At 57.2% G+C, this 19,410-nt stretch carries 24 protein-coding genes; 15 read left to right on the top strand and 9 right to left on the bottom strand.

Going from position 1 to position 19,410, the window contains the following annotated elements; genetic code table 11:
• Positions 1 to 44: 44 nt before the first annotated feature.
• From thrC to A6F69_RS10190, 8 genes are all read left to right on the top strand, one after another.
• Positions 45 to 1,445 (top strand): threonine synthase, encoded by a 1,401-nt coding sequence (thrC, locus tag A6F69_RS10225; RefSeq protein WP_067600799.1) that lies wholly within the window; start codon positions 45 to 47, stop codon positions 1,443 to 1,445.
• Positions 1,445 to 2,338: an RsmD family RNA methyltransferase gene (locus A6F69_RS10220; RefSeq protein ID WP_067600797.1), complete on the top strand. Its 894-nt coding sequence runs from the start codon at positions 1,445 to 1,447 to the stop codon at positions 2,336 to 2,338. The genes thrC and A6F69_RS10220 overlap by 1 nt, the downstream gene beginning before the upstream one ends.
• A 9-nt stretch (positions 2,339 to 2,347) precedes the next feature.
• On the top strand, positions 2,348 to 2,719 hold the full coding sequence (locus A6F69_RS10215; protein ID WP_067600794.1) for a dihydroneopterin aldolase: 372 nt from the start codon (positions 2,348 to 2,350) through the stop codon (positions 2,717 to 2,719).
• Position 2,720: 1 nt separating this feature from the next.
• The gene (locus tag A6F69_RS10210) at positions 2,721 to 3,038 is read left to right on the top strand and encodes a Rossmann fold domain-containing protein (RefSeq protein ID WP_067600791.1); all 318 of its coding nucleotides are present in this window, start codon (positions 2,721 to 2,723) and stop codon (positions 3,036 to 3,038) included.
• Between the two features lie 28 nt (positions 3,039 to 3,066).
• Positions 3,067 to 4,065 carry a GTP 3',8-cyclase MoaA gene (gene moaA, locus A6F69_RS10205; protein ID WP_067600788.1) on the top strand — a complete coding sequence of 333 codons (999 nt, stop codon included), beginning with the start codon at positions 3,067 to 3,069 and terminating at the stop codon, positions 4,063 to 4,065.
• 1 nt (position 4,066) lies between these two features.
• On the top strand, positions 4,067 to 4,309 hold the full coding sequence (locus tag A6F69_RS10200; RefSeq protein ID WP_067600783.1) for a MoaD/ThiS family protein: 243 nt from the start codon (positions 4,067 to 4,069) through the stop codon (positions 4,307 to 4,309).
• A 2-nt stretch (positions 4,310 to 4,311) separates the two neighbouring features.
• Positions 4,312 to 4,755 carry a molybdenum cofactor biosynthesis protein MoaE gene (locus A6F69_RS10195; protein WP_067600779.1) on the top strand — a complete coding sequence of 148 codons (444 nt, stop codon included), beginning with the start codon at positions 4,312 to 4,314 and terminating at the stop codon, positions 4,753 to 4,755.
• A gap of 83 nt (positions 4,756 to 4,838) precedes the next feature.
• Positions 4,839 to 5,279, top strand: coding sequence for a hypothetical protein (locus A6F69_RS10190; RefSeq protein WP_067600776.1), 441 nt, complete (start codon positions 4,839 to 4,841; stop codon positions 5,277 to 5,279).
• Between the two features lie 10 nt (positions 5,280 to 5,289).
• On the opposite strand, the gene A6F69_RS10185 is transcribed toward A6F69_RS10190, so the two are convergent.
• Both A6F69_RS10185 and A6F69_RS10180 read right to left on the bottom strand, forming a co-directional pair.
• The gene (locus tag A6F69_RS10185; RefSeq protein ID WP_067600773.1) at positions 5,290 to 5,988 is read right to left on the bottom strand and encodes a Crp/Fnr family transcriptional regulator; all 699 of its coding nucleotides are present in this window, start codon (positions 5,986 to 5,988) and stop codon (positions 5,290 to 5,292) included.
• Positions 5,985 to 6,572 carry a hypothetical protein gene (locus tag A6F69_RS10180; protein ID WP_067600770.1) on the bottom strand — a complete coding sequence of 196 codons (588 nt, stop codon included), beginning with the start codon at positions 6,570 to 6,572 and terminating at the stop codon, positions 5,985 to 5,987. The genes A6F69_RS10185 and A6F69_RS10180 overlap by 4 nt, the downstream gene beginning before the upstream one ends.
• Positions 6,573 to 6,750: 178 nt before the next feature.
• On the opposite strand from A6F69_RS10180, the gene rplU reads away from it, so the two are divergent.
• From rplU to A6F69_RS10165, 3 genes are all read left to right on the top strand, one after another.
• Complete coding sequence (rplU, locus tag A6F69_RS10175) at positions 6,751 to 7,251, top strand: 50S ribosomal protein L21 (protein ID WP_067600766.1); 501 nt, start codon at positions 6,751 to 6,753, stop codon at positions 7,249 to 7,251.
• A 12-nt stretch (positions 7,252 to 7,263) separates the two neighbouring features.
• Positions 7,264 to 7,533, top strand: a complete 270-nt coding sequence (gene rpmA / locus A6F69_RS10170) for a 50S ribosomal protein L27 (protein WP_067600763.1) — start codon at positions 7,264 to 7,266, stop codon at positions 7,531 to 7,533.
• A gap of 200 nt (positions 7,534 to 7,733) precedes the next feature.
• Entirely contained in the window at positions 7,734 to 8,267 is a 534-nt protein-coding gene (locus tag A6F69_RS10165) for a GNAT family N-acetyltransferase (RefSeq protein WP_067600760.1), read from the top strand.
• Positions 8,268 to 8,359: 92 nt separating this feature from the next.
• Here A6F69_RS10165 and A6F69_RS10160 read toward each other — a convergent pair whose 3' ends face one another.
• Entirely contained in the window at positions 8,360 to 9,259 is a 900-nt protein-coding gene (locus tag A6F69_RS10160) for a metal-dependent hydrolase (protein WP_245638231.1), read from the bottom strand.
• A gap of 108 nt (positions 9,260 to 9,367) precedes the next feature.
• Between A6F69_RS10160 and A6F69_RS10155 the strand changes: the two genes are divergently transcribed.
• Complete coding sequence (locus A6F69_RS10155; RefSeq protein ID WP_211352810.1) at positions 9,368 to 10,363, top strand: sulfotransferase domain-containing protein; 996 nt, start codon at positions 9,368 to 9,370, stop codon at positions 10,361 to 10,363.
• Positions 10,364 to 10,408: 45 nt separating this feature from the next.
• Here A6F69_RS10155 and A6F69_RS10150 read toward each other — a convergent pair whose 3' ends face one another.
• Positions 10,409 to 11,326, bottom strand: coding sequence for a metal-dependent hydrolase (locus tag A6F69_RS10150; protein WP_083984765.1), 918 nt, complete (start codon positions 11,324 to 11,326; stop codon positions 10,409 to 10,411).
• Between the two features lie 31 nt (positions 11,327 to 11,357).
• Here A6F69_RS10150 and A6F69_RS10145 point away from each other — a divergent pair, with 31 nt between their 5' ends.
• A complete protein-coding gene (locus A6F69_RS10145) occupies positions 11,358 to 11,954 on the top strand; it encodes a TetR/AcrR family transcriptional regulator (protein ID WP_067600754.1) in 597 nt (198 codons plus the stop codon).
• On the opposite strand, the gene ygfZ is transcribed toward A6F69_RS10145, so the two are convergent.
• Entirely contained in the window at positions 11,938 to 12,675 is a 738-nt protein-coding gene (gene ygfZ / locus A6F69_RS10140; protein ID WP_067600751.1) for a CAF17-like 4Fe-4S cluster assembly/insertion protein YgfZ, read from the bottom strand. The two genes, A6F69_RS10145 and ygfZ, sit on opposite strands and share 17 nt — an antisense overlap.
• Positions 12,672 to 13,559: an ATP-grasp domain-containing protein gene (locus A6F69_RS10135; protein WP_067600747.1), complete on the bottom strand. Its 888-nt coding sequence runs from the start codon at positions 13,557 to 13,559 to the stop codon at positions 12,672 to 12,674. Before A6F69_RS10135 ends, ygfZ begins: the two co-directional genes overlap by 4 nt.
• A 68-nt stretch (positions 13,560 to 13,627) precedes the next feature.
• Between A6F69_RS10135 and pyrC the strand changes: the two genes are divergently transcribed.
• On the top strand, positions 13,628 to 14,665 hold the full coding sequence (pyrC, locus tag A6F69_RS10130; protein WP_067600744.1) for a dihydroorotase: 1,038 nt from the start codon (positions 13,628 to 13,630) through the stop codon (positions 14,663 to 14,665).
• Here the strand turns inward: pyrC and rarD are convergent.
• A complete protein-coding gene (gene rarD, locus A6F69_RS10125) occupies positions 14,662 to 15,582 on the bottom strand; it encodes an EamA family transporter RarD (RefSeq protein WP_067600741.1) in 921 nt (306 codons plus the stop codon). The genes pyrC and rarD overlap by 4 nt on opposite strands.
• 201 nt (positions 15,583 to 15,783) lie before the next feature.
• Between rarD and A6F69_RS10120 the strand changes: the two genes are divergently transcribed.
• Positions 15,784 to 16,272 carry a glycine zipper 2TM domain-containing protein gene (locus tag A6F69_RS10120; protein ID WP_245638230.1) on the top strand — a complete coding sequence of 163 codons (489 nt, stop codon included), beginning with the start codon at positions 15,784 to 15,786 and terminating at the stop codon, positions 16,270 to 16,272.
• 124 nt (positions 16,273 to 16,396) lie between these two features.
• On the opposite strand, the gene astD is transcribed toward A6F69_RS10120, so the two are convergent.
• Complete coding sequence (astD, locus tag A6F69_RS10115) at positions 16,397 to 17,812, bottom strand: succinylglutamate-semialdehyde dehydrogenase (RefSeq protein WP_083984764.1); 1,416 nt, start codon at positions 17,810 to 17,812, stop codon at positions 16,397 to 16,399.
• 94 nt (positions 17,813 to 17,906) lie between these two features.
• Positions 17,907 to 19,316 carry a protein adenylyltransferase SelO family protein gene (locus A6F69_RS10110; protein ID WP_067600735.1) on the bottom strand — a complete coding sequence of 470 codons (1,410 nt, stop codon included), beginning with the start codon at positions 19,314 to 19,316 and terminating at the stop codon, positions 17,907 to 17,909.
• Positions 19,317 to 19,410 lie beyond the last annotated feature (94 nt).

The raw sequence follows: 19,410 nt of genomic DNA, 5'->3' as shown, positions 1-19,410 counted from the left end.
TCTTTCTTGCCCTTGGAGCCGCCCGCGTCTAACCGCCCCAAGTAATGGAATATATCTCGACCAGAGGCAGCGCATCCGCGCTCGATTTCGAAGGTGTGACGCTGGCGGGGCTCGCCAGCGATGGCGGGCTGTACCTGCCGACTGAATGGCCGCGCTTCAGCGAAGCACAGATCGCGGAAATGGTTGGGCTGCCCTATGCAGAGCTGGCTACGCGGGTGATGTGGCCCTTTGTCGAAGGCAGCCTGACCGAAGAGGAACTGCGCAGTCTTTGCCAGCAGGCCTATGGCCGGTTTGCGCACAAGGCGGTGACGCCGCTGGTGCAATTGGATGAGCGGCAATGGCTGCTCGAACTGTTCCACGGGCCTACACTCGCGTTTAAAGATGTCGCGCTGCAATTGCTCGGCCTGCTGTTCGAGACTTTCCTGGCGCGGCGGAAATCGAACCTCACCATCATTGGCGCGACCAGCGGTGACACGGGTTCTGCGGCGATTGATGCAGTGGCGGGACGCGAAGGCGTCGATATTTTCATGCTTCACCCCAAGGGCCGCGTCAGCGATGTGCAGCGCCGCCAGATGACGACAGTGCGTGCCCCCAATGTGCATAACATCGCGATCGAAGGCAGCTTTGATGATGCGCAAGCGATGGTGAAGCGTATGTTCGGCGATGCCGAGATGACCAGCCGTTTCAACATTGGCGCGGTCAATTCGATCAACTGGGCGCGGCTGATGGCCCAGGTGGTCTATTACTTCGCCAGCGCATTGCAGCTCGGCGCACCGCACCGGCAAGTCGGTTACAGCGTGCCGACTGGCAATTTCGGAGACGTGTTCGCCGGCTATGTCGCGGCCCAAATGGGTTTGCCGATAGCGCAACTGGTAGTCGCGACCAACGTCAACGATATCCTGCATCGCGCGCTGTCAGACGGGGACTATTCCACTGGTACGGTGACACCGACCGAGACACCGTCGATGGATATCCAAGTCAGCTCGAACTTCGAGCGGCTTCTGTTCGATTGTGGCGGACGTGATGGCGCTGCAATGGCGGAACAAATGCGTGGCTTTGAAGCGAACAAGGCGATGCAGCTTAGCAATAGCCAGCGCGAAGGCGCGTCTGCTCTGTTCACCAGCGTCCGCGCAGATCAGCAACAAGTGTTGCAAGCGCTACGCTGGGCGCACGAGAATTCGGGCGAGGTGATTGACCCGCATACTGCCGTCGGTTTGCATGCCGCGCTGGGAACGGAGCTTGATCCTTCAATTCCCATGGTAACGCTTGCGACTGCGCATCCGGCCAAGTTTCCCGATGCGGTCGAGCGCGCGACGGGCCTACGCCCAAATCTGCCGTCGCGGGTAGGAGATCTGTTCGCGCGCGAGGAAGCCTATAGCGAGCTACCCGGCGAATATGACGCCGTGCGCGACTTCGTGACACAGCACACGAGCCCCGCCGCCTGATGGCTGAACTTCGCCGCGATCCTGTGCTGATGGTGGGCGAGGGCTGGGAAGGCGGCTACCGCCTGCTCGACAGCGGCAATGGTCGCAAGCTTGAACAGTTTGGTCCGCATGCCTTCATCCGCCCAGAGCCGCAGGCGATGTGGAACCCGCGCGCGGCGGATTGGCAAGCAGCTGGCGAGTTCATTCCCGGTTCGGACGAGGATGGCGGCGGGCGCTGGCAACTTGATCAGTCTCTGCCAGAGGATTGCTGGCCGGTGAGCTGGAATGAAGTGACCTTTACCGCGCAGCCGACACCTTTTCGCCATCTGCAATTCTTCCCTGATATGGCCCCGGTGTGGGACTGGATGCGGGAACAGTTGAGCGGGATGACCGAGGCCGAGACGATGAACCTGTTCGGCTATACCGGTGTGGGCTCGCTCGCTCTCAGCCGCCATGGCCGTGTTACGCATGTCGATGCGAGCAAGAAATCCGTTGCTCAGGCGCGCGAAAACGCCGCGCTGTCACGAATGGAAGACCGGCCGATCCGCTGGCTAGTCGATGACGCAGCCAAGTATACTGCGCGTGAGGTTCGTCGTGGCAATCGCTATGATGGAATCATCCTTGATCCACCCAAGTTCGGGCGTGGGCCAAAGAATGAAACATGGCGCTTGGAAGAAAGCCTGCCTACGCTTCTGGGTGATTGCCGACAACTGCTCGATGCAGACAGCAAATTCCTCTTCCTGACAGTTTATGCGGTCCGGATGAGCAGCCTGGCGTTGGCAGGATTGGTCGATGAATTGTTCGCCGATCTGCCCGGCACAATCGAGCATGGCGATCTGGCGGTTCAGGAAACAGGCGAGGGCGGCAGGCTTCTTCCCACGGCGATCTTCGCACGCTGGAGCAATTCAGGTTAAAGGGCGCGCATGAACGATTCGCTGATCCTCGAAGTGGCTGATTTCGAACACGATGTCCTGACCGGCATCTATTCGGAAGAAACGGGTAAGCCGCAACCGCTGCGTTTCACCATTCAGGTGCGCATGTCGGTTGCCGAACGGTATGAGCCAGACACGCCGCTGGAAGACAGCAAGAACTATATGGACCTGAAGTTTGCAGCTTCTGACGCTCTGCCCGAAGGCGTACATTTCAAGCTGATCGAAGCAGTGGCAGATCACATCTGCGAAACACTGTTTGTGCAAGACGCACGGGTAGAGGCGGTTACGGTCAAGATCGTGAAGCTGGCTATCGCTGAAGCGAATGAGAAGATCGGCATCACTCTGCACCGAGAGCGGAAGTAGGATGGCACAGGCCGAGCTGAAGGTGGATAACCTGCCGGCCGAGCCACTCGACGCGGCCGCGGCGTTTCATGCTGGGCATCTACACTCGGCAATAACTGCTCTGGAGGGTGGTGCAGACCAATTGACTATTATCCTGCCGCCATCTCCAACCGACCACGACGATTGGCGGCGGGCGGTTGCGCGCGATCTCGCGCGAAAATTCGCGCCCAAAAGAGTTAATGTGCTGGGCGGGGGCAGCGAAGAGGCGGTCCAATCAATGCTCGCATATTTGAGGGGGGCGCCGGGCATTACGGGACAGTATCTTCCGCTTCATGACTAGGGTCCGTGACGTCTTGCTCCCCAGCGCCATGCCTGCGCCATTGATCGATGGCTTCCAACGCCAGATCAAATATCTGCGCTTGTCGGTGACTGACCGCTGCGATTTGCGCTGCACATATTGCATGCCAGAGCGGATGACGTTCCTGCCGCGCAAGGAAGTGCTGAGCCTTGAGGAGCTTTATAAGCTGTCACTCGGTTTCATCGCGCGCGGGGTTACCAAGATTCGCGTTACTGGCGGCGAGCCGCTGGTCCGGCGCGACATCATCGACCTGTTTCGCGTCCTGGGTCGCAAGCTAGGGGACGGGCTGGAAGAGCTGACGCTGACAACCAATGCGACTCAGCTTGCACAGCATGCGGACGATCTGGCGAGCGCGGGTGTGAAGCGGGTGAACATCTCGCTCGACACACGTGATCGCGAGCAGTTCGCCAAACTGTCACGGCGCGACGTGTTGCCGCGGGTGCTGGAGGGTATCGCGGCTGCGAAAGAGGCGGGGCTCAAGGTCAAGATCAACTCAGTCGCGCTCAAAGGGGTGAACGAGCATGAGATTCCCGATCTTATTGCATGGTCACATGGTGAAGGTTTCGATCACACGCTGATCGAAGTCATGCCGCTGGGCGATGTCGATGAAGACAGAGTCGACCATTTCTTGCCGCTATCGGCTGTGCGCGAACAACTGGAGAAGCGCTGGACACTCACTCCGCTGAGCGAAAGCTCTGGCGGCCCCGCACGCTATGACCGGATCGAGGAGACCGGCGGGAAGCTGGGCATGATCACGCCGCTGACCAACAATTTCTGCGCGGGCTGCAACCGTTTGCGTGTGACAGCAACAGGACAGCTCTATCCCTGCCTTGGCGGCGGCGAGCGAGTCGACTTGCGTGCAGCACTTCGTTCGGACGATCCGGAAGCGAACCTGCAAGCCGCGCTGAATGAAGCCATGCGGATCAAGCCTGAACGGCATCATTTCGATATCTCTGAGCGCGGCGCTGAACCGGCGCAGCCGCGCCATATGTCGATGACAGGCGGCTGACATGGCGGTGACGGTGCTCTTCCTAGGCCCACTGCGCGATCTTGCGGGAGAGGAAATTCACGAGTTTCCTGCGCCGCTCGATTGGGAGGGGTTGCTATCGGCAGTTGCACCTCAAGTGGCCGATCAACTGCGCCAGGAACGCGTGAATGTAGCCTGCGCCGGAAAAGTCCTGGCGGACAAGGCTACGCTCAATGCGCAAGACGGCGATGAAGTTGCGCTGCTTCCGCCTGTCAGTGGTGGCTGACAATGCGCGATGTTCGCCTGTTAGCGGAGGCATTTGATCCGAGTGCGCTTGTCGACCAGTTCAAGGCCGCGAATTCGGGATTGGGCGGTGTGTGCACCTTTGTCGGCGAGGTGCGCAGCGAAACGGGTGTCGAAGCGTTGGAGCTATCCCACTACGAGCCTCTGACGCTGCCAAGCATGGACCAGCTCGCTGACGCGGCCTTCGCGCGTTTTGAGTTGATGGGATTATTGATGGTCCACCGCGTTGGCCAAATGCTTCCCGGAGATCCGATCGTTTGCGTGTCCGCAGCAGCCAGACATCGACGTGGCGCGATCGATGCGGTTGATTTCTGCATGGATCATTTGAAAGCGGCTGCATGGTTCTGGAAACGCGAAAGGCGCGATGGCGAATGGCAATGGATCGAGCCCCGCAGCGATGATTACGCGGATCTCGCCCGCTGGAGTTGAGATAATTCGCACGATTTGATTTCGATCAAGGTGAGCGGGTCTAACTCGAGGCAAAAGATGTCTCAACGGAAGGAGACATCACCATGTCGAAAATGCTCACCACCGAATTCGTTCAGGAAAAAGCTCAGATCGTCAAAGCGCCTGAAGCCAAGAATCGTGTTGCAACCAATGTTGATCGCGATTTCGGGCTTCCCAAAACGCTCTATGGCGCGACAATCGCGTGTTATCTTGGCTTTGTAGCAATCACGGCGTTGGCATTTGCGAACCCAGGGCTGATCATTCCAATGGTGATTATCGCCGGTATCATCGTGGCCGGGTTTGTTGTTCCGGGCATCTGGACTCAGTTGAAGCCGGAAACAAAGTCGTCGAATGCCGTGAGCTACGATCGCTTTAATGGCGAGGGCATCATGACCCATACCGGCCCGCTCAAGGCGCGGGACGCTGCCACTCAAGTTCTGATCCTGCCGGTCCTCGTTTTGTTCTGGGGCGTAGCGGTGGTGACCATAGTCGCTTTGGCTAGCTGAAGCGACCCGGCTACCCCTGGAATCTTCCGGAGAGGGCCTGCAGGTGCGCGGGGTCGACCAGTTCGATCCCGCGCTTGCCTATGCGTTTGATGGCGCCACTCGATTCCAGATCACCCAATTTGCGACTGACTGTCTCGATCGTCAGTCCAAGCATATTTGCGATCTCGCCCCGCGAAAGTGGTAACTCGAACGTCTGTTCGGGGTGGCAAGGCGATTGGCTTGCTGCCTGTGCAAAGTCATATATCAATGCAGCCAATCGCGCTTCGGCGGTGGCATTCCCGGTCAATTCCAACAAGCTGCGTGTTGCGTGCAGATCTTCCTGGCTTCGGCGCAACAACGCTTTTGCAAGGGCGGGATAGTGATCTATCGCTTGATCCAGATCCTTGCGTGCGAAAGTGCAAAGCTGACTATCTGTAAGCGCCACTACGTCATGATGCGCGAACGGCGCAAATAGCTCTCCGATGAAGCCCGATGGATGCACTAGCGCCAGAATTTGTTCGTTACCGTCAATATCGGTTGAGCACACTTTTAGTGCGCCTGAGACCAGAGTCGCACAGGCTGCGTCCGCGTCGCCTGCAGCAAAGAGCATCTGACCGCGCTTCAAGGTGCGGGTCCGGCCAGCAGCGGCCAGAGCGTCACGTTCATCATCATTCAATACAGAGCAAGCTGCACTATCGCGTACGGGGCATGCTTCGCAGGCCAGGTTCATGGTTGCTCCTCGCGGGACCCAAGTAAATCGATCAGTTCAGCTATCACCTGTCTTTCCGCAGCGTGATAGTCAGACACTTGTTCTCGCGCCTGATCGATCTGCTCTCGTTCGGTGAAAGAAAAGGACGCATCGGAATAAAGCGAATCGAGATCTGCCAGCAAGGACACGATTTCGCCATTTCGTGATTCGAGTGAAGCGATCTCTATCTGCGCTATGGGCCAGCGATTATCTTCAAATCCTGTGCCTGCTGCTGAAGCAATCCGCGGACGTGCCGCTTCAGCTTGTGCCAAGAAACGCGCATGATGCTCGCCTGCCGATTTAATGGCGGCTTCTAAGTCAGCCAAATCGGAAGCAGCGATTGAGCTTGGCGCTGACACTTGCGATGTGACGGAGGCAGAGGTGAAAGTCCCTTGAACCCGCTCGAACTCGCGCAAGTTGAGGTTTGGATAGCGTTCCGCGCTGCTCGCGCAGCCAGCCACAGCAGCGGCAGCTGCAAAAGCAATAACTTTGCGAAAATGCGATGTGCGGACCATTACGATGGTGAATAGCACGAAGCTGGCATCTTGCCACCCGTTCCGGTGCATCGTGGAAATAATCGGCCAATTTCCTGTGCGGCGCGGAAAAATGCACCTTTCCGGCGTTGACTTGAGCCCGCCTTTCCCTTAACGGCACGCTTCTTTCCGGCGCCACCTTCTGGTGGAGAGTCGGGCGCGCCCTTTCGACAGGTGAAGGGGCACAGCTTTAGATTGAGAGATTACCACCATGTTCGCAGTCGTGCGCACAGGCGGCAAACAATACCGGGTTGCCGCCGGAGACAAAATTGCAGTCGAAAAACTCGCTGGCGATGCCGGCGACACCGTGACGCTGGGTGATGTCCTGCTTGCAGGCGAGGGCGAAAAGCTCGCTGATGCCTCGAAAGTCACTGTTTCGGCGGAGATCATCGCTCAGGCAAAGAGCGAAAAGGTCGTCGTTTTCAAGAAACGTCGCCGCCATAACTATCGCCGCAAGGCCGGTCATCGTCAGCAGATGACGCTGCTGCGGATCACCGATGTGGGTGAGGGCGCGAAGAAGGCTCCGGCCAAGAAGGCCGCTGCCAAGAAGACTGAAGATGCGCCAAAGAAGGAAGCAGCAAAGAAAGCTGCTCCTAAGAAGACTCCAGCTAAGTCGGCCGCTCCCAAGAAGGTAGCAGCTGAGAAAAAGGCGCCGGCTAAGAAGGCTCCAGCCAAGAAGGCTGCAGCAAAGAAGCCGGCAGCGAAGAAGTAAGGATCAGGACCGATGGCACATAAAAAAGCAGGTGGTTCATCACGTAACGGTCGCGATTCAGTCGGCCGTCGCCTTGGCGTGAAAAAGTTCGGCAGCGAAGGCGTCGTTGCGGGCAACATCATCGTGCGCCAACGTGGCACCAAGTTCTACCCGGGCAGCAATGTCGGCATGGGTAAGGATCACACGCTCTTCGCGCTCGAAGACGGCGTGGTGCGATTCCACAAAGGCAAACTCGGCCGCAAATATGTGTCTGTAGACGCGATTATGGAAGCAGCCGAATAACCGGACGGTTCGATAAAGGGATCGTCCACCGGGACGGTCCCAGCCGGATATAGCCGGCAACCAAAGAGGGAGATGGGGCCGACCCACTCCCTCTTTTGTTTTCTCCCTCTGAAAATTCGCGGCGGAATTATGTTTCGCTATCACGCAATTGTCACGCGTCCGGAATAAGAGACCGGGGCGGGGCCAATGGGAGAAGTCCAATGTTCCACTGCACCGAAAGGTTGCTGCTTAGGCCGGCATGGCCTGAGGATTGGCAAGCTGTGTATTCAGGTATCGCCGATGAAGGCGTGGTGCGGAACCTCGCGCGTGCGCCATGGCCATACAGCAGGGATGATGCGCGCAGCTTTGTGGAGTTGCCGGTAAATCCCATGTTTCCGCGATTTCTGATCACCAGGGCTCGGGACGCGGCCTTGATCGGTTGCATAGGCATCGACATGACCGCAGATGAGGTCGAGTTGGGCTATTGGATCAGCCGACCGTACTGGGGACAAGGCAATGCCACGGAAGCGGGGCGCGGCGTCATCGAGATCGCCTCAACATTGGGCCACAAGTCTCTGGTTGCAAGCCATTTCCTGGACAATCCTGCTTCGGGCAAGGTGTTGTCCAAACTTGGCTTCAAACCCACCGGCAGGATTGTAAATCGCCATAGCTGCGGCCGTGGTTCAGAAGCGCCGACAGCTGAATATGCGCTCGATCTGTCTCAGCAATCGACAGATTGGCAAAGTGCCGCCTGACCCCTCTCCCCCATAAACAGGCGGCGCAAAGAGAAGCCCCGGTTCCACTTATGCGGAGCCGGGGTTTCTTGTTTCCGGTAAAGGAGTAGCGACTATTCGGCTGGCTGCATCAAGGCGTCTTCAAAGTCGCCTTCATACAGGCCGATCAGTGCGCGATCATCGTGATCCCAAGGGTGGAAACCTGGTTTGAAGTAAGCAAGCCACGCGGGGAAGATGCGACGCACAACACCTGGCGTAAACGCGAGATATTTGAACAGGCCCCAACGCGCTTTCCAGCCGGTGATGCCATCCTGCGCAAGCAGGTTCATGGTATCTTCCCAGCGATTCCTGAAGAAGCGGCCGGTAACGATCAGCATCATCAAGCTGCGCACCTTCCAGCGGCGGAATGGGGTCCAATCGCGTGTAGCGTGATTCCAGGTGTCATAAGCGACACCTTTGTGCTCGATTTCTTCAGCCGCATGCCAGCGCCACATGTTGCGCACTTCCGGGTCGGCCTTATCGAAATGCTTCGGATTCTTGAGGAATTCGCTCGCCATCATCGCGGTATAGTGTTCCAGCGCCATGGTTGCCGCGAGGTTGAGAATCTCTGGACGGCCTTTTGTCAGGGCCAGCATTTCCTCGACGCGCTTGTCGATCTTCTTGATGTCGTAGCCGTGATCTTCGGCCAGGCGATTGAAGGCGATGTGCTCACGGGTGTGGTTGATCTCCTGCTTCACGAAAGCGCGGATTTCATTGGCAAGTTTGGGCGGGGCACCATCACGGTGCGCCTTGACGGCTTCGATGAAGAAAGCTTCGCCGCGTGGGAAAGTGGCCGACAGTGCATTGTGCCAGGCCGTGCCAATGGGCTCTCCTGCCCACCAGCGATTGGGAGTGGTGTTGCGGTTGAATCGCTCATCACGCACGGTGATTTCGAGATCGGCCGGAGTGGGGTTTTTCTGATCGCGCGCAGTTTCTGTCGCGGTGTCGATGTCGATCTTGGCGGGGGCGTTCACGAAACACTCCATAAATAGGTTACTAACAATGATGTTAATAACTACTACTGACATTTGTGTCAATAGCGTTCAGGTCGCGCCTTGAGATCTGGCACCCGCGCTTGTGAGTTGATTGAACCTTTGCGTTCCAATAGGTGTGATTTCTTAGGGTCGAGCAAAGAGTTGGGGGGCTTTATGGCCGACTTACCAGTCCGCAAGCATGTTTATCAAAATCACCATCTGGACTCCACGCGATGGAATTGGTTCACACCGCGAAGCGACGACATAATCATTGCGACATCCTACAAGGCTGGAACAACCTTTACTCAAACCATTGTCGGCAATCTTCTTTTCCCGGACGGCGACCTGCCGGGTCCCGCTTCGTTCATTTCTCCCTGGCTCGATTTTCGGCCTTTTCCTCTGGAGATGGTTCTCGGTCAGTTGGAGGAGCAAGATCACCGTCGATACATTAAGACGCATACCCCCTTGGACGGACTGCCCTATTATTCCGACTGCAAGTATCTATGCGTAACCCGCGATCCAAGAGACGTGTTCATGTCGCTGCTCAATCATTGGGGCAGCCACACAGACGAATTCTATGGCACGATGAACGGCGTTCCCGGAAGAGTCGGCGAAGAGTTTCCTCACTTTACTGGCGACATAAAGCAGATTTGGCGCGATTGGATCAGCCGCAGTTGGTTTGATTGGGAGATCGGCGGTTATCCGTACTGGTCCCATCTCAGCTTTGCGCTCACATTCTGGAATTACCGGCACCTTCCAAACATCAAGCTGCTGCATTTCAACGACTTGCTCGATGATCTAGACGGTCAGATGAGAGGTGTGGCGGACTATCTGGGCATTGATGTTCCATCCGAACTTTGGCCCGATGTAGTTAAGCGGTGCACCTTTGCGGAGGTGAAAAAGGATCCATTCAAAGTTGTTGGCGAGAACATATCCTTTGCGTTCAAGGGCGGTGCGGACACCTTCATCCATAAAGGTACCAACGGGCGCTGGGTTGGGGTGCTGGATGATGAAGATCTGGCGCTTTACGAATCAGCTATGAGCAAGCTGCCGCAAGACTACGCCCACTGGCTGCAGAACGGCGGTCCTGTCTCTACCACTTAGCAGGACTGAATTCGGTCGGGCTGCCAGCGGTCCTTCAATTCGGGCTTACTCAGCTGGCATTACCGCGTCAGCGTAGGGACTTTCGGTCTTGCCGAGCAGTGCACGGTCATCGTGGTTCCATGGGTGAAAGCGCGGGGTCAGTATGGTGGCCCATTCAAAGAACATACGGCGCATCATGCCGGGTTTCCACCATAGGAAAGCGTAGAGCTTACGCTTGGCCTTGCTGCGTGAGTAGCCGTCTTGCTCGAGCAGGCCGATGGCATCGCGAATGCGGTTGCCGAAGTATTTCTTCGTGATCAGCGCCGCGACAAGTGCGCGAGTTTTGTAGCGCTTCCACGCGCTCCAATCGCGGGTCGCGTGGAGCCACACGTCATAGACCAGCCCCTTGTGCTCAATCTCTTCGGTTGCATGCCAGCGCCAGATATCGGCGGCGACAGGGTCTGCACCTTCCAGATATTCCGGCTTGGCCAACAACTGGCGACTGATGATCGCAGCGAAGTGTTCCAGCGCGATCGTGATCGCAAGGTTGAATTCCTTGGGTCGGCCCTCGGTTAGCTCAAGCATTGCCTGGATACCCTGATCAATGCTTTCGACATTATAGCCGTGATCGGAAACCAGACGATTGAAAGCAACGTGTTCGCGCGTGTGGTTGATTTCCTGAGTGGTGAAGGCCTTGATCTCCTTCGCCAGCTTGGGTGGCAAGTCTTCGCGGAAATCGCGCAAGGTATCGATGAAGAAGGCTTCACCGCGCGGCAGGCTGGCTGAAACAGAATTATACCATGCTGTCGCCACCGGATCATTGGAATGCCACCAGCGCGGCACCATGGCCTGGCGGTCAAACCGCCGGTCCCGCACGATCAGCTCATGCTCTGCCGGGGTTGCACTACCGCGGGCGGTGATGGGTTCATCGCTGCTCTTGCTGGTTAGAGCAGAGCGCTCTAGGTTGGTGGTCTGATCAGTCATGATCTTAAGAATCTATTAGGCTTAACAAATAATGACAAGTCGCAAACGGTTAACACCTGAAGAATCAAGAAGTTCGGCGCTGGAGGCAGCACGAGCATTACTTATTGAAACGGGGCCTCAATCGGTTACTTTGAAGGCGGTTTCAGCCCGTATCGGGCGCACGCATGCCAACTTGCTGCATCATTTCGGGTCAGCATCCGGGCTTCAGAAAGAGCTCGCGAGACATTTGGCAGAGACGGTTTGCGAGACGATCAGGGAAGCTGTAACTGCTAGCCGCGCCGGGTTGGGGGCGCCGCGCGAAGTGGTGGACCTGGCATTCGATGCCTTCGACAAGGAAGGCGCGGGCGCGCTGGCGAGTTGGATGATCCTGACCGGCAATGAGGATGCGCTCAGCCCGATTGTCGAGACGATCCATCAGCTGGTCGATGAAATCGCGCAGGATGAGGCATCGCATACCGGTGAGGGGATGCGCGTGCACGAAGACACTTTGGCTCTGGTACTTATGGCGATGGGTGACGCCCTGATTGGCAAAGCTCTGGCGCGCTCGCTGGGTTTGCCAGATACCGCGGCGCGGGACCGTGCGCAGCTGATGCTGGAGCGTTCGTTGGCAGCTAGTCAGCAGGTGTAAGAGTCTCGCGCATCCAATTGGGTGCTGCTTCGGGATCGATGTTCTCCACCCGCAAATGGTCGACAGCCATGCCTAGACCGGGATAGGCCACCTTTTGGCGCTTTTCATCTGATGTGCCGAGCGGAACGACGACCAGACGTCGATTGACCTTCTGTCGCCAATTCATGCGCGCGGTGTTCTCCTGACCGATGTAGCAACCCTTGTCGAAGCTGACGCCATTCAGTTCGACTGCGTTGGTTTCCAGCCAGAGTATCTCGCCAAGTTCGGCGTAACCTTCTGGCACACCTAGAGAGAGGCGATGCGCGAGCCAGGCCGCGTCGGCCTGCTCGTCCTCTTCGCTTGCCGGGCTCAGCCAACGATACCCCAATTCGGCCAGCCGCGGATCTGGATAAACCCCATCGCTTTCTTCAATGCTCCAATTGACGGCCAGACTGTCATCGCGCTCGATATTGATCTTTCGGCGAAGGCGATAGAGCGAAAGCCGTTTGGCGAGGTCGTCGGCCACGGCCGCTTCACAATCGAGCAACACATCTGAGCCATCTGACCAAACGAGGAAATCGAACATCGCCTTGCCCTGCGCGCTCAGCAGCGCGGCAGAGACCGGCAGCTCACCGCTAACGTCATTGGTGACGAGGCCTTGCAGGAAATCGCGCACATTCTCACTATCGTCCTGCGCGGACAGGCGGATCACAGCGCGGTCAAATAGGCGGGTTGCGGTCATGCGATCTGAATCCTTTTCGCAATGGCATTGGCCATTCGCGGTCCAAGCTCTGGCCCTTGTTCTGGATAGAGGAATGGTTCGATCAGCTCCGCTTCCATCAGCAATAGATCGTTACCGTCTCCGCGGACCATATCGATCCGGGCGTAAAGTGGAGTTTCAAAGGGGATCGCATCGATCACCGCTTGTGCGAAGCCAATGTCGACATCGCTTGGTGTGATCGTCTCTTCGGTGCCACCGTATAATGATTGCACACGATAATCGCCCTTCGCCGGACGTTTGCGCAGCGCATGCGAGAACTGTCCATCAACAAAGATGAAGCTGTACTCTCCGTCGCTTGCGATCTGAGGCAGGTAAGGCTGAATCATCGCCGGATGGAGCATGTGCCAGTTTGGCGCTGTCTGACCCATGTGATGAATGGTTTGTCCCTCTGCGCCGGCGCCGACTTGGCGCTTCGCAACAACCGTCTCGCAGCCAAAAGCATACAGCGCTGCGTCGATGTCGGCCACTGACGCCTTCTCGATCCACAGAGTGGGAATCATCGCTATCCCGCGTGCTTCCAGATCACGCAGATAGGTTTTGCGCGCGTTCCAGCGCACCATGTCGGAGGAGTTGCAAACTGTGATGCCGGCAAACTCCAGATCGTCCAGTTTTCCGAGGAACTCGGCTTCATCATCCTGATAGTCCCAAGGTGTTCCGATCAGTATCAGGTCAAAGCCATTGAAAGCTTCGATCGGGTCGCGCCAGTCGATTTCGGTCAGCGTTCCGCCGCGGGCCTCTATCTCTGGACGGATCGCTTGCACTTGCAGGTCGTGTTCGTACGCATCTTCGCGGCGGCGTGCGGAACCCGGCATGGTTCCCGGGCAAACAAGAAATCCGATCTTCATGCGCGCTTACTTAGGGACGAAGATAGCGACTGGAAAGATGTGAGCTGCGGGACTAGAGGCATCTACCAATGACTGACAAGCTGACGATCCGCCGCCCCGATGACTGGCATTTGCATTTCCGCGATGGCGAGATGATGCGCGATGTTGTGCCATACACCGCGCGCCAGTTTGCCCGCGCGATCGTAATGCCCAATCTTACCCCACCAGTAACAGACACCGCCAGTGGAGCCGCCTATCGTAAGCGGATCCTGGCGGCGGTGCCTAAAGGCATCGAATTTATGCCGCTGATGACCTGTTACCTGACTGACAACACCGATCCGGACGATCTGGCACGCGGTGCTGCGGAGGGCGTATTTACGGCGGCGAAGCTATATCCGGCTGGCGCGACTACGAATTCGGACAATGGCGTGACGGACGTCCGCAAGCTCGATCCGGTCCTTTCACGGATGGAGGCAGAGGGCATTGTGCTTTGCGTGCACGGCGAAGTGACTGATCAGGATATAGACGTTTTTGACCGTGAAGCCGAATTCATCGAGCGCCATCTGCGGCGGATCACCAGCGAGTTCCCGCAGCTAAAGGTGGTATTTGAACACATCACTACCAGTGACGCGGTTGATTTCGTGCTGTCTTGCGGACCCAATGTTGCTGCAACAATCACGCCACAGCACTTGCACATCAACCGCAATGCCATGCTGGTAGGCGGAATCCAGCCGCATAATTACTGTCTGCCAGTGGCCAAGCGTGAAACGCATCGGCTGGCGCTGCGTAAGGCAGCGACAAGTGGGGACGCGAAATTCTTCCTCGGCACTGATAGCGCACCGCACGAACGCCATGCCAAGGAGTCTGCGTGCGGCTGTGCGGGCATTTTCAACGCGCCGTTCGCGCTGGAAAGCTATCTTCAAGTGTTTGAAGAGGAAGGCGCACTCGATCAGTTTGAAGCCTTCGCCTCTCTTAATGGCCCCGCGTTCTACGGCCTGTCAGTGAATGAAGAGATGATCACGCTGGAACGCGCAGAAGTTTCAGTGCCGGATGAGCTTAAGGCAGGGGGCAGTGTCGTTGTGCCGTTCCATGCGGGGCAAGCGTTGTTCTGGCGGATAGCCGGCTAAGCAAGCACCCGTGCAGCACGTCGCCGCTGCAGCATATCCCAAACGAAGATACCGATTGCCGTCCAGATAAAGGCGAAGCTGGCAATTTGCGCTGGGAGCAGTGGCCGATCAAAAACGGTCAGCCCCAATATGAACACGATCGAAGGCGCAATGAACTGGAAGAATCCCAGTGTGGAATAATCCATGCGGCGCGCCGCCACCGCAAACAACAGTAGCGGCACTGCGGTCAGGAATCCTCCGAGTATGATTGCGAAGCTGAGGAAAGCATCCTGTCCGAACGAAGAGCCGTCGGGTCCCGCAGCATACCACCAGGCAATCCCGACCGAGAGCGGGATCAGAAGCGCGCTCTCAATCGTGAGGCCTGGTAATGAACCAACTGGTACCTGCTTTCGCAGCAAGCCATACGTGCCGAAGCTGAACGCGAGCGTCAGGCTGATCCACAATGTAGTCAGAGCGCCGGCGAGCAGAACTGCAACGCCAAGGCCCGCAAGGCCAACCGCCAACCACTGCCGGCGCGACAGGCGTTCTTTGAGTAACATCGTGCCAAGCAAGACGTTGACGAGCGGATTGATGTAATAGCCCAGGCTGGCCGCGTAGACTTCACCGGTCTGGATGGCCCAGACGTAAACGAACCAGTTGATGGCGATCAGTATTGCGCTGCCCATCAGAACAAGCAGTACCTTGCTGTTTCTCAAAGCGGCCTTGAGGTCGGGTATCTGCTTGCGGAACACCACAATCAACAAGCAGATCGGCAGAGTCCAGATAATCCGCCAGCCAACGAATTCGATTGGCGGGACACTTTGCACCAGGATCAGATAGAGCGGAAGGAAGCCCCAGATTCCATACGCGCCCAACGCCGCGGGGATGCCAGATGGCGCATGACTTGAGGCATCGTCTTGATTGGATTGCGTGGACACCCCCGGCCACTAGGCCCGCTCGTCAGGACCCGCAAGCCACGATTAGTCGCACAAATCTGCACAATTCACCGCAGCTTTCATTTTCTGACACAGTCGTTGCAATTCATTCAGGTTTGAAGCCCTAAACCTGAACACATCGAATCGCGGTGCTTCTCAACTAATCCCGCAAAGAAGCGCTCGATGAGAAGTGGAGATAACAAGATGACTGCCGCAATCGAAAAGAAATTTGCCTTCGCAGCAGCTGCAGGATTGGCATTTGCTGTGGCCACTCCCACGCAGGCCGCCGATCTCATGCAGCCAGTACCCGCGGCGCAATCGCACTTTGTCCCTTCGCCAGCCATCGGCGACATGACGGCTGAACATAAGCGCAAGAAGCGGCACCCCTATCATGCGCGCGGCCATGCCTATGGTCACCGGAATCATTACGATGATCGTCGCTACTACGATGACAGGAGCTATTACGGTGAACCGATCTATCGCGACACGCGAATCTGGCGCGCCCGCGACGGGCGGTATTACTGTCGCAAGGAAGACGGTACGACTGGTCTGTTGATTGGTGCCGGCGTTGGCGGGTTAATCGGTAACGAAGTGGCCGGACGCGGCGACAAGACGCTCGGCACTCTGCTTGGCGCAGTAGGCGGCGCTATGCTCGGCCGCGAGATCGACCGGAGCAATTCACGTTGCCGGTAATGAAATGATCCGAACACGAACTTGAGCCGCTTAATCCGAGCGGTTCCGGCGCGGCATCCACCAAGCCGCGGGAAACGCTCCCTTGCTTGCGCAGGGGGGCGTTTTCTACGAGCCTGGCCCAGGGTTAGTCTTTGGAAACGCCAACACCGATGGTTGCACGCGGCTGCTTCATTTCAGTGCTGGCGACGGGGTAAGCGCAATAGTCGGCAGCATAGTAAGCTGCCGGCCGGTGATTGCCCGATAGGCCGATGCCACCGAACGGTGCTGCCGATGACGCTCCGTTGGTTGGGCGGTTCCAGTTAATGATGCCAGCGCGAACATTAGCCCAAAAGCGGTCATAATCCTGCGGCCTGCCGCCGATCAGTGATGCTGACAGGCCAAAGCGCGTGTTGTTAGCTTCGGCGATTGCCGCGTCGAAATCTTTCACTCTGACAACTTGCAGGATCGGCCCGAACAGCTCGACATCAGGCCGGTCCTCAACCTCTGTAAGGTCGATAATCCCGGGCTTGAGAAACGGCTTGCTTTCGTCCGGCCGGCGCAAGTGCTGGATTGGTTTGCCGCCCATTCCGATCAGATGAACGAAGCTCTGCATCAGCTTATCCGCGGTGTCATTATCGATGACCGGGCCGAAAAACGGCGCAGGTTCAGCGAAAGGCTCATCGACGATCAACCGTTTGGTGAGCTTGAGCAGCTCTTCCATCAGCGGCTCATAAACGCTTTCAAGCACAATCAACCGACGACCAGCGGTGCAACGTTGACCGGCGGTGGTGAACGCAGATTGGACGATCAGCACAGCTGCGTCCTCAAGCAGCGGGGTATCCAACACGACAATCGGATTATTGCCGCCCATTTCCAGAGCGACAATCTTTCCTGGATTAGTCGCCAAGGCACGATTGATTGCGATGCCTGCCTGAACAGAGCCAGTGAACAGTACCCCGTCTACGCCGGAATGGCTGACCAGAGCCTTGCCTTCTTCAACCCCGCCGATCACGATTTGCACTGCTTCCTCAGGAATACCTGCCTTGTGGAAGCAATCGATCAGAAACACGCCAACTGCGGGTGTTTTCTCGCTTGGTTTGAATACGATCGTGTTGCCCGCGATCAGTGCAGGAACGATGTGGCCGTTGGGTAAGTGGGCGGGAAAGTTATAGGGTCCCAGCACAACCATGACGCCATGCGGCTTGTGACGTACCGCTGCCGTCCCTTGCAGTGCGCTGTCGAGCTTTTTCTTGCCAGTACGCTCAGCGTAAGCGTTGATTGAGATTTCAACCTTGTTGACCACCGCGTCGACTTCAGTGCGCGCTTCCCAAAGCGGTTTTCCGGTCTCACGAGCGATAAGCTCGGCGAATTCGTCGGCGCGCTTGCGAACCTGATTGGCGAACTGGCGCACAAGCTCGATGCGCTTGGGCAACGATTGCCCGGCCCATACGGGCCAAGCACGGCGCGCAGCCGCAACGGCTGCGTCGACGTTGCTTGCTTCGCCACGCCATAGCTCATTGCCGGTGGCCGGCTCATAAGAGATGTAGGTATTGTCGCTCACGTTTGGGCTTGAAGCCTCCCTCCACAAATTCGGTTAGTCGCGGCGGGTTGAAATGGGAAGGGGTGATTTATCCCTCTTTGCGCGGATTTAGGGATCAGTTGCCAGCGCGCAAGTGGCCCATAGGTTCAGGAGCGGGACCATGCGCTTCGCCCATCCGGCGAATGGCAGCAACCTTGTCATGGAGCGGCTGCCAGTCATCTCGCTCGTCGATCGCAGACCAGATCGCTTCAACCTCTTCAATCAACATCGACTGCGGCGCATCATCGCTCCAGTATTCATGATTTTCGTCTCTGGAGCGATATCCGGCCAATACCTCGGCCAGTTCGCCGCCCGCGTTTTGGCCACCACGATGTGCGAAGAAGAAAGCATCGGGCTGTGACCCGCTCTCGCGCAGTTGCTTTTCACAAGCAGCGACAAGTGTTGCGTCTTGCTCTTCGTCACGCTGATGAACACCCAGCCGCCAACACCAGCGCCTCGCCACTGCCTTCATATACAGTGGCCCGAAACGATTGAGAGCTGCAATCAGCGGCTCGGCATCGCACAATAGTCTCAGAGCAACGGCTAGTTGTCCGCAATTCCAATGCAGCGCTTCGGGCTGTCGACCAAAGGCATATAAACCCTGTTGGTCGAAATAGGCGGCAGTGAAACCCGGGTCCCAGGCAGGCAGCCAACGCCATGGGCCATAGTCGAAACTTTCGCCCGAGATGTTCATATTGTCGGTGTTGAGCACTCCATGAACGAAGCCTGCGACCATCCACGCGGCGGCGAGGTCAGCCAATCGCTCCACTACGTTATGCAGCAGCTGCACGGCTGGTTCGTCGCGCCCCGGTGCATCTGCGGGCGGTAGTGGTCCTGGGAAATGCTTGAGACAATAAGTTACCAGCGCTTCCATCTGTTCGCGCTCTTCATGTGCCAGCAAACGTTGAAAGCTGCCGATGCGGATATGCCCGTGGCTCAATCTTACCATCACGGCGGAGCGCGTGGGTGATGGCTCATCATTACGCATCAGCTCTTCACCGGTTTCGATGATCGAGAAGGTCTTGGATGTATCTACGCCTAACGCTTCGAGCATCTCTGTGGCGAGAATTTCGCGTACTCCGCCCTTTAACGTCAACCGTCCATCACCCGCTCGGCTAAACGGCGTTTGGCCAGACCCCTTCGTTCCCAAATCAAGCAAACGCCCGTCTCCATCGCGCATCTGCGCAAACAGAAAACCTCGTCCGTCGCCGATTTCCGGATTGTAAACCCGGAACTGATGTCCGTGATACGCAAGTGCAAGCGGTTGGGGCAGATTGTCTTTGAGGGGAATGAACCGGCCAAAATGTTGCGCCCATTCATCGTCGTTGAGCCCGCTCAACCCCACTGCACCCGCCCATCGATCATTACGAAAGCGTACCCGTGTTTCGGGAAAATCAGCGCTATTCACTGGAAATCCCAACCAATCGGCGACTTGGCTGATTTCGGTGTCGGGGGTGTAGGGTGAGGCTTTGGGGGCGCTTGGCATGCAGCAATAGTTGGGGGATTGCAGGCATGACTGCAAGCACACACTGGTGCACGCTGATATCTCGTTACTTGATTTCCGATGCATTTTCGCCAAG

It is taken from the genome of Altererythrobacter ishigakiensis (genome assembly GCF_001663155.1).
Lineage (GTDB): Bacteria > Pseudomonadota > Alphaproteobacteria > Sphingomonadales > Sphingomonadaceae > Erythrobacter > Erythrobacter ishigakiensis.
Note: the sequence above shows the minus strand (reverse complement) of the source record. Positions and strands in the feature narration are given on the sequence as shown.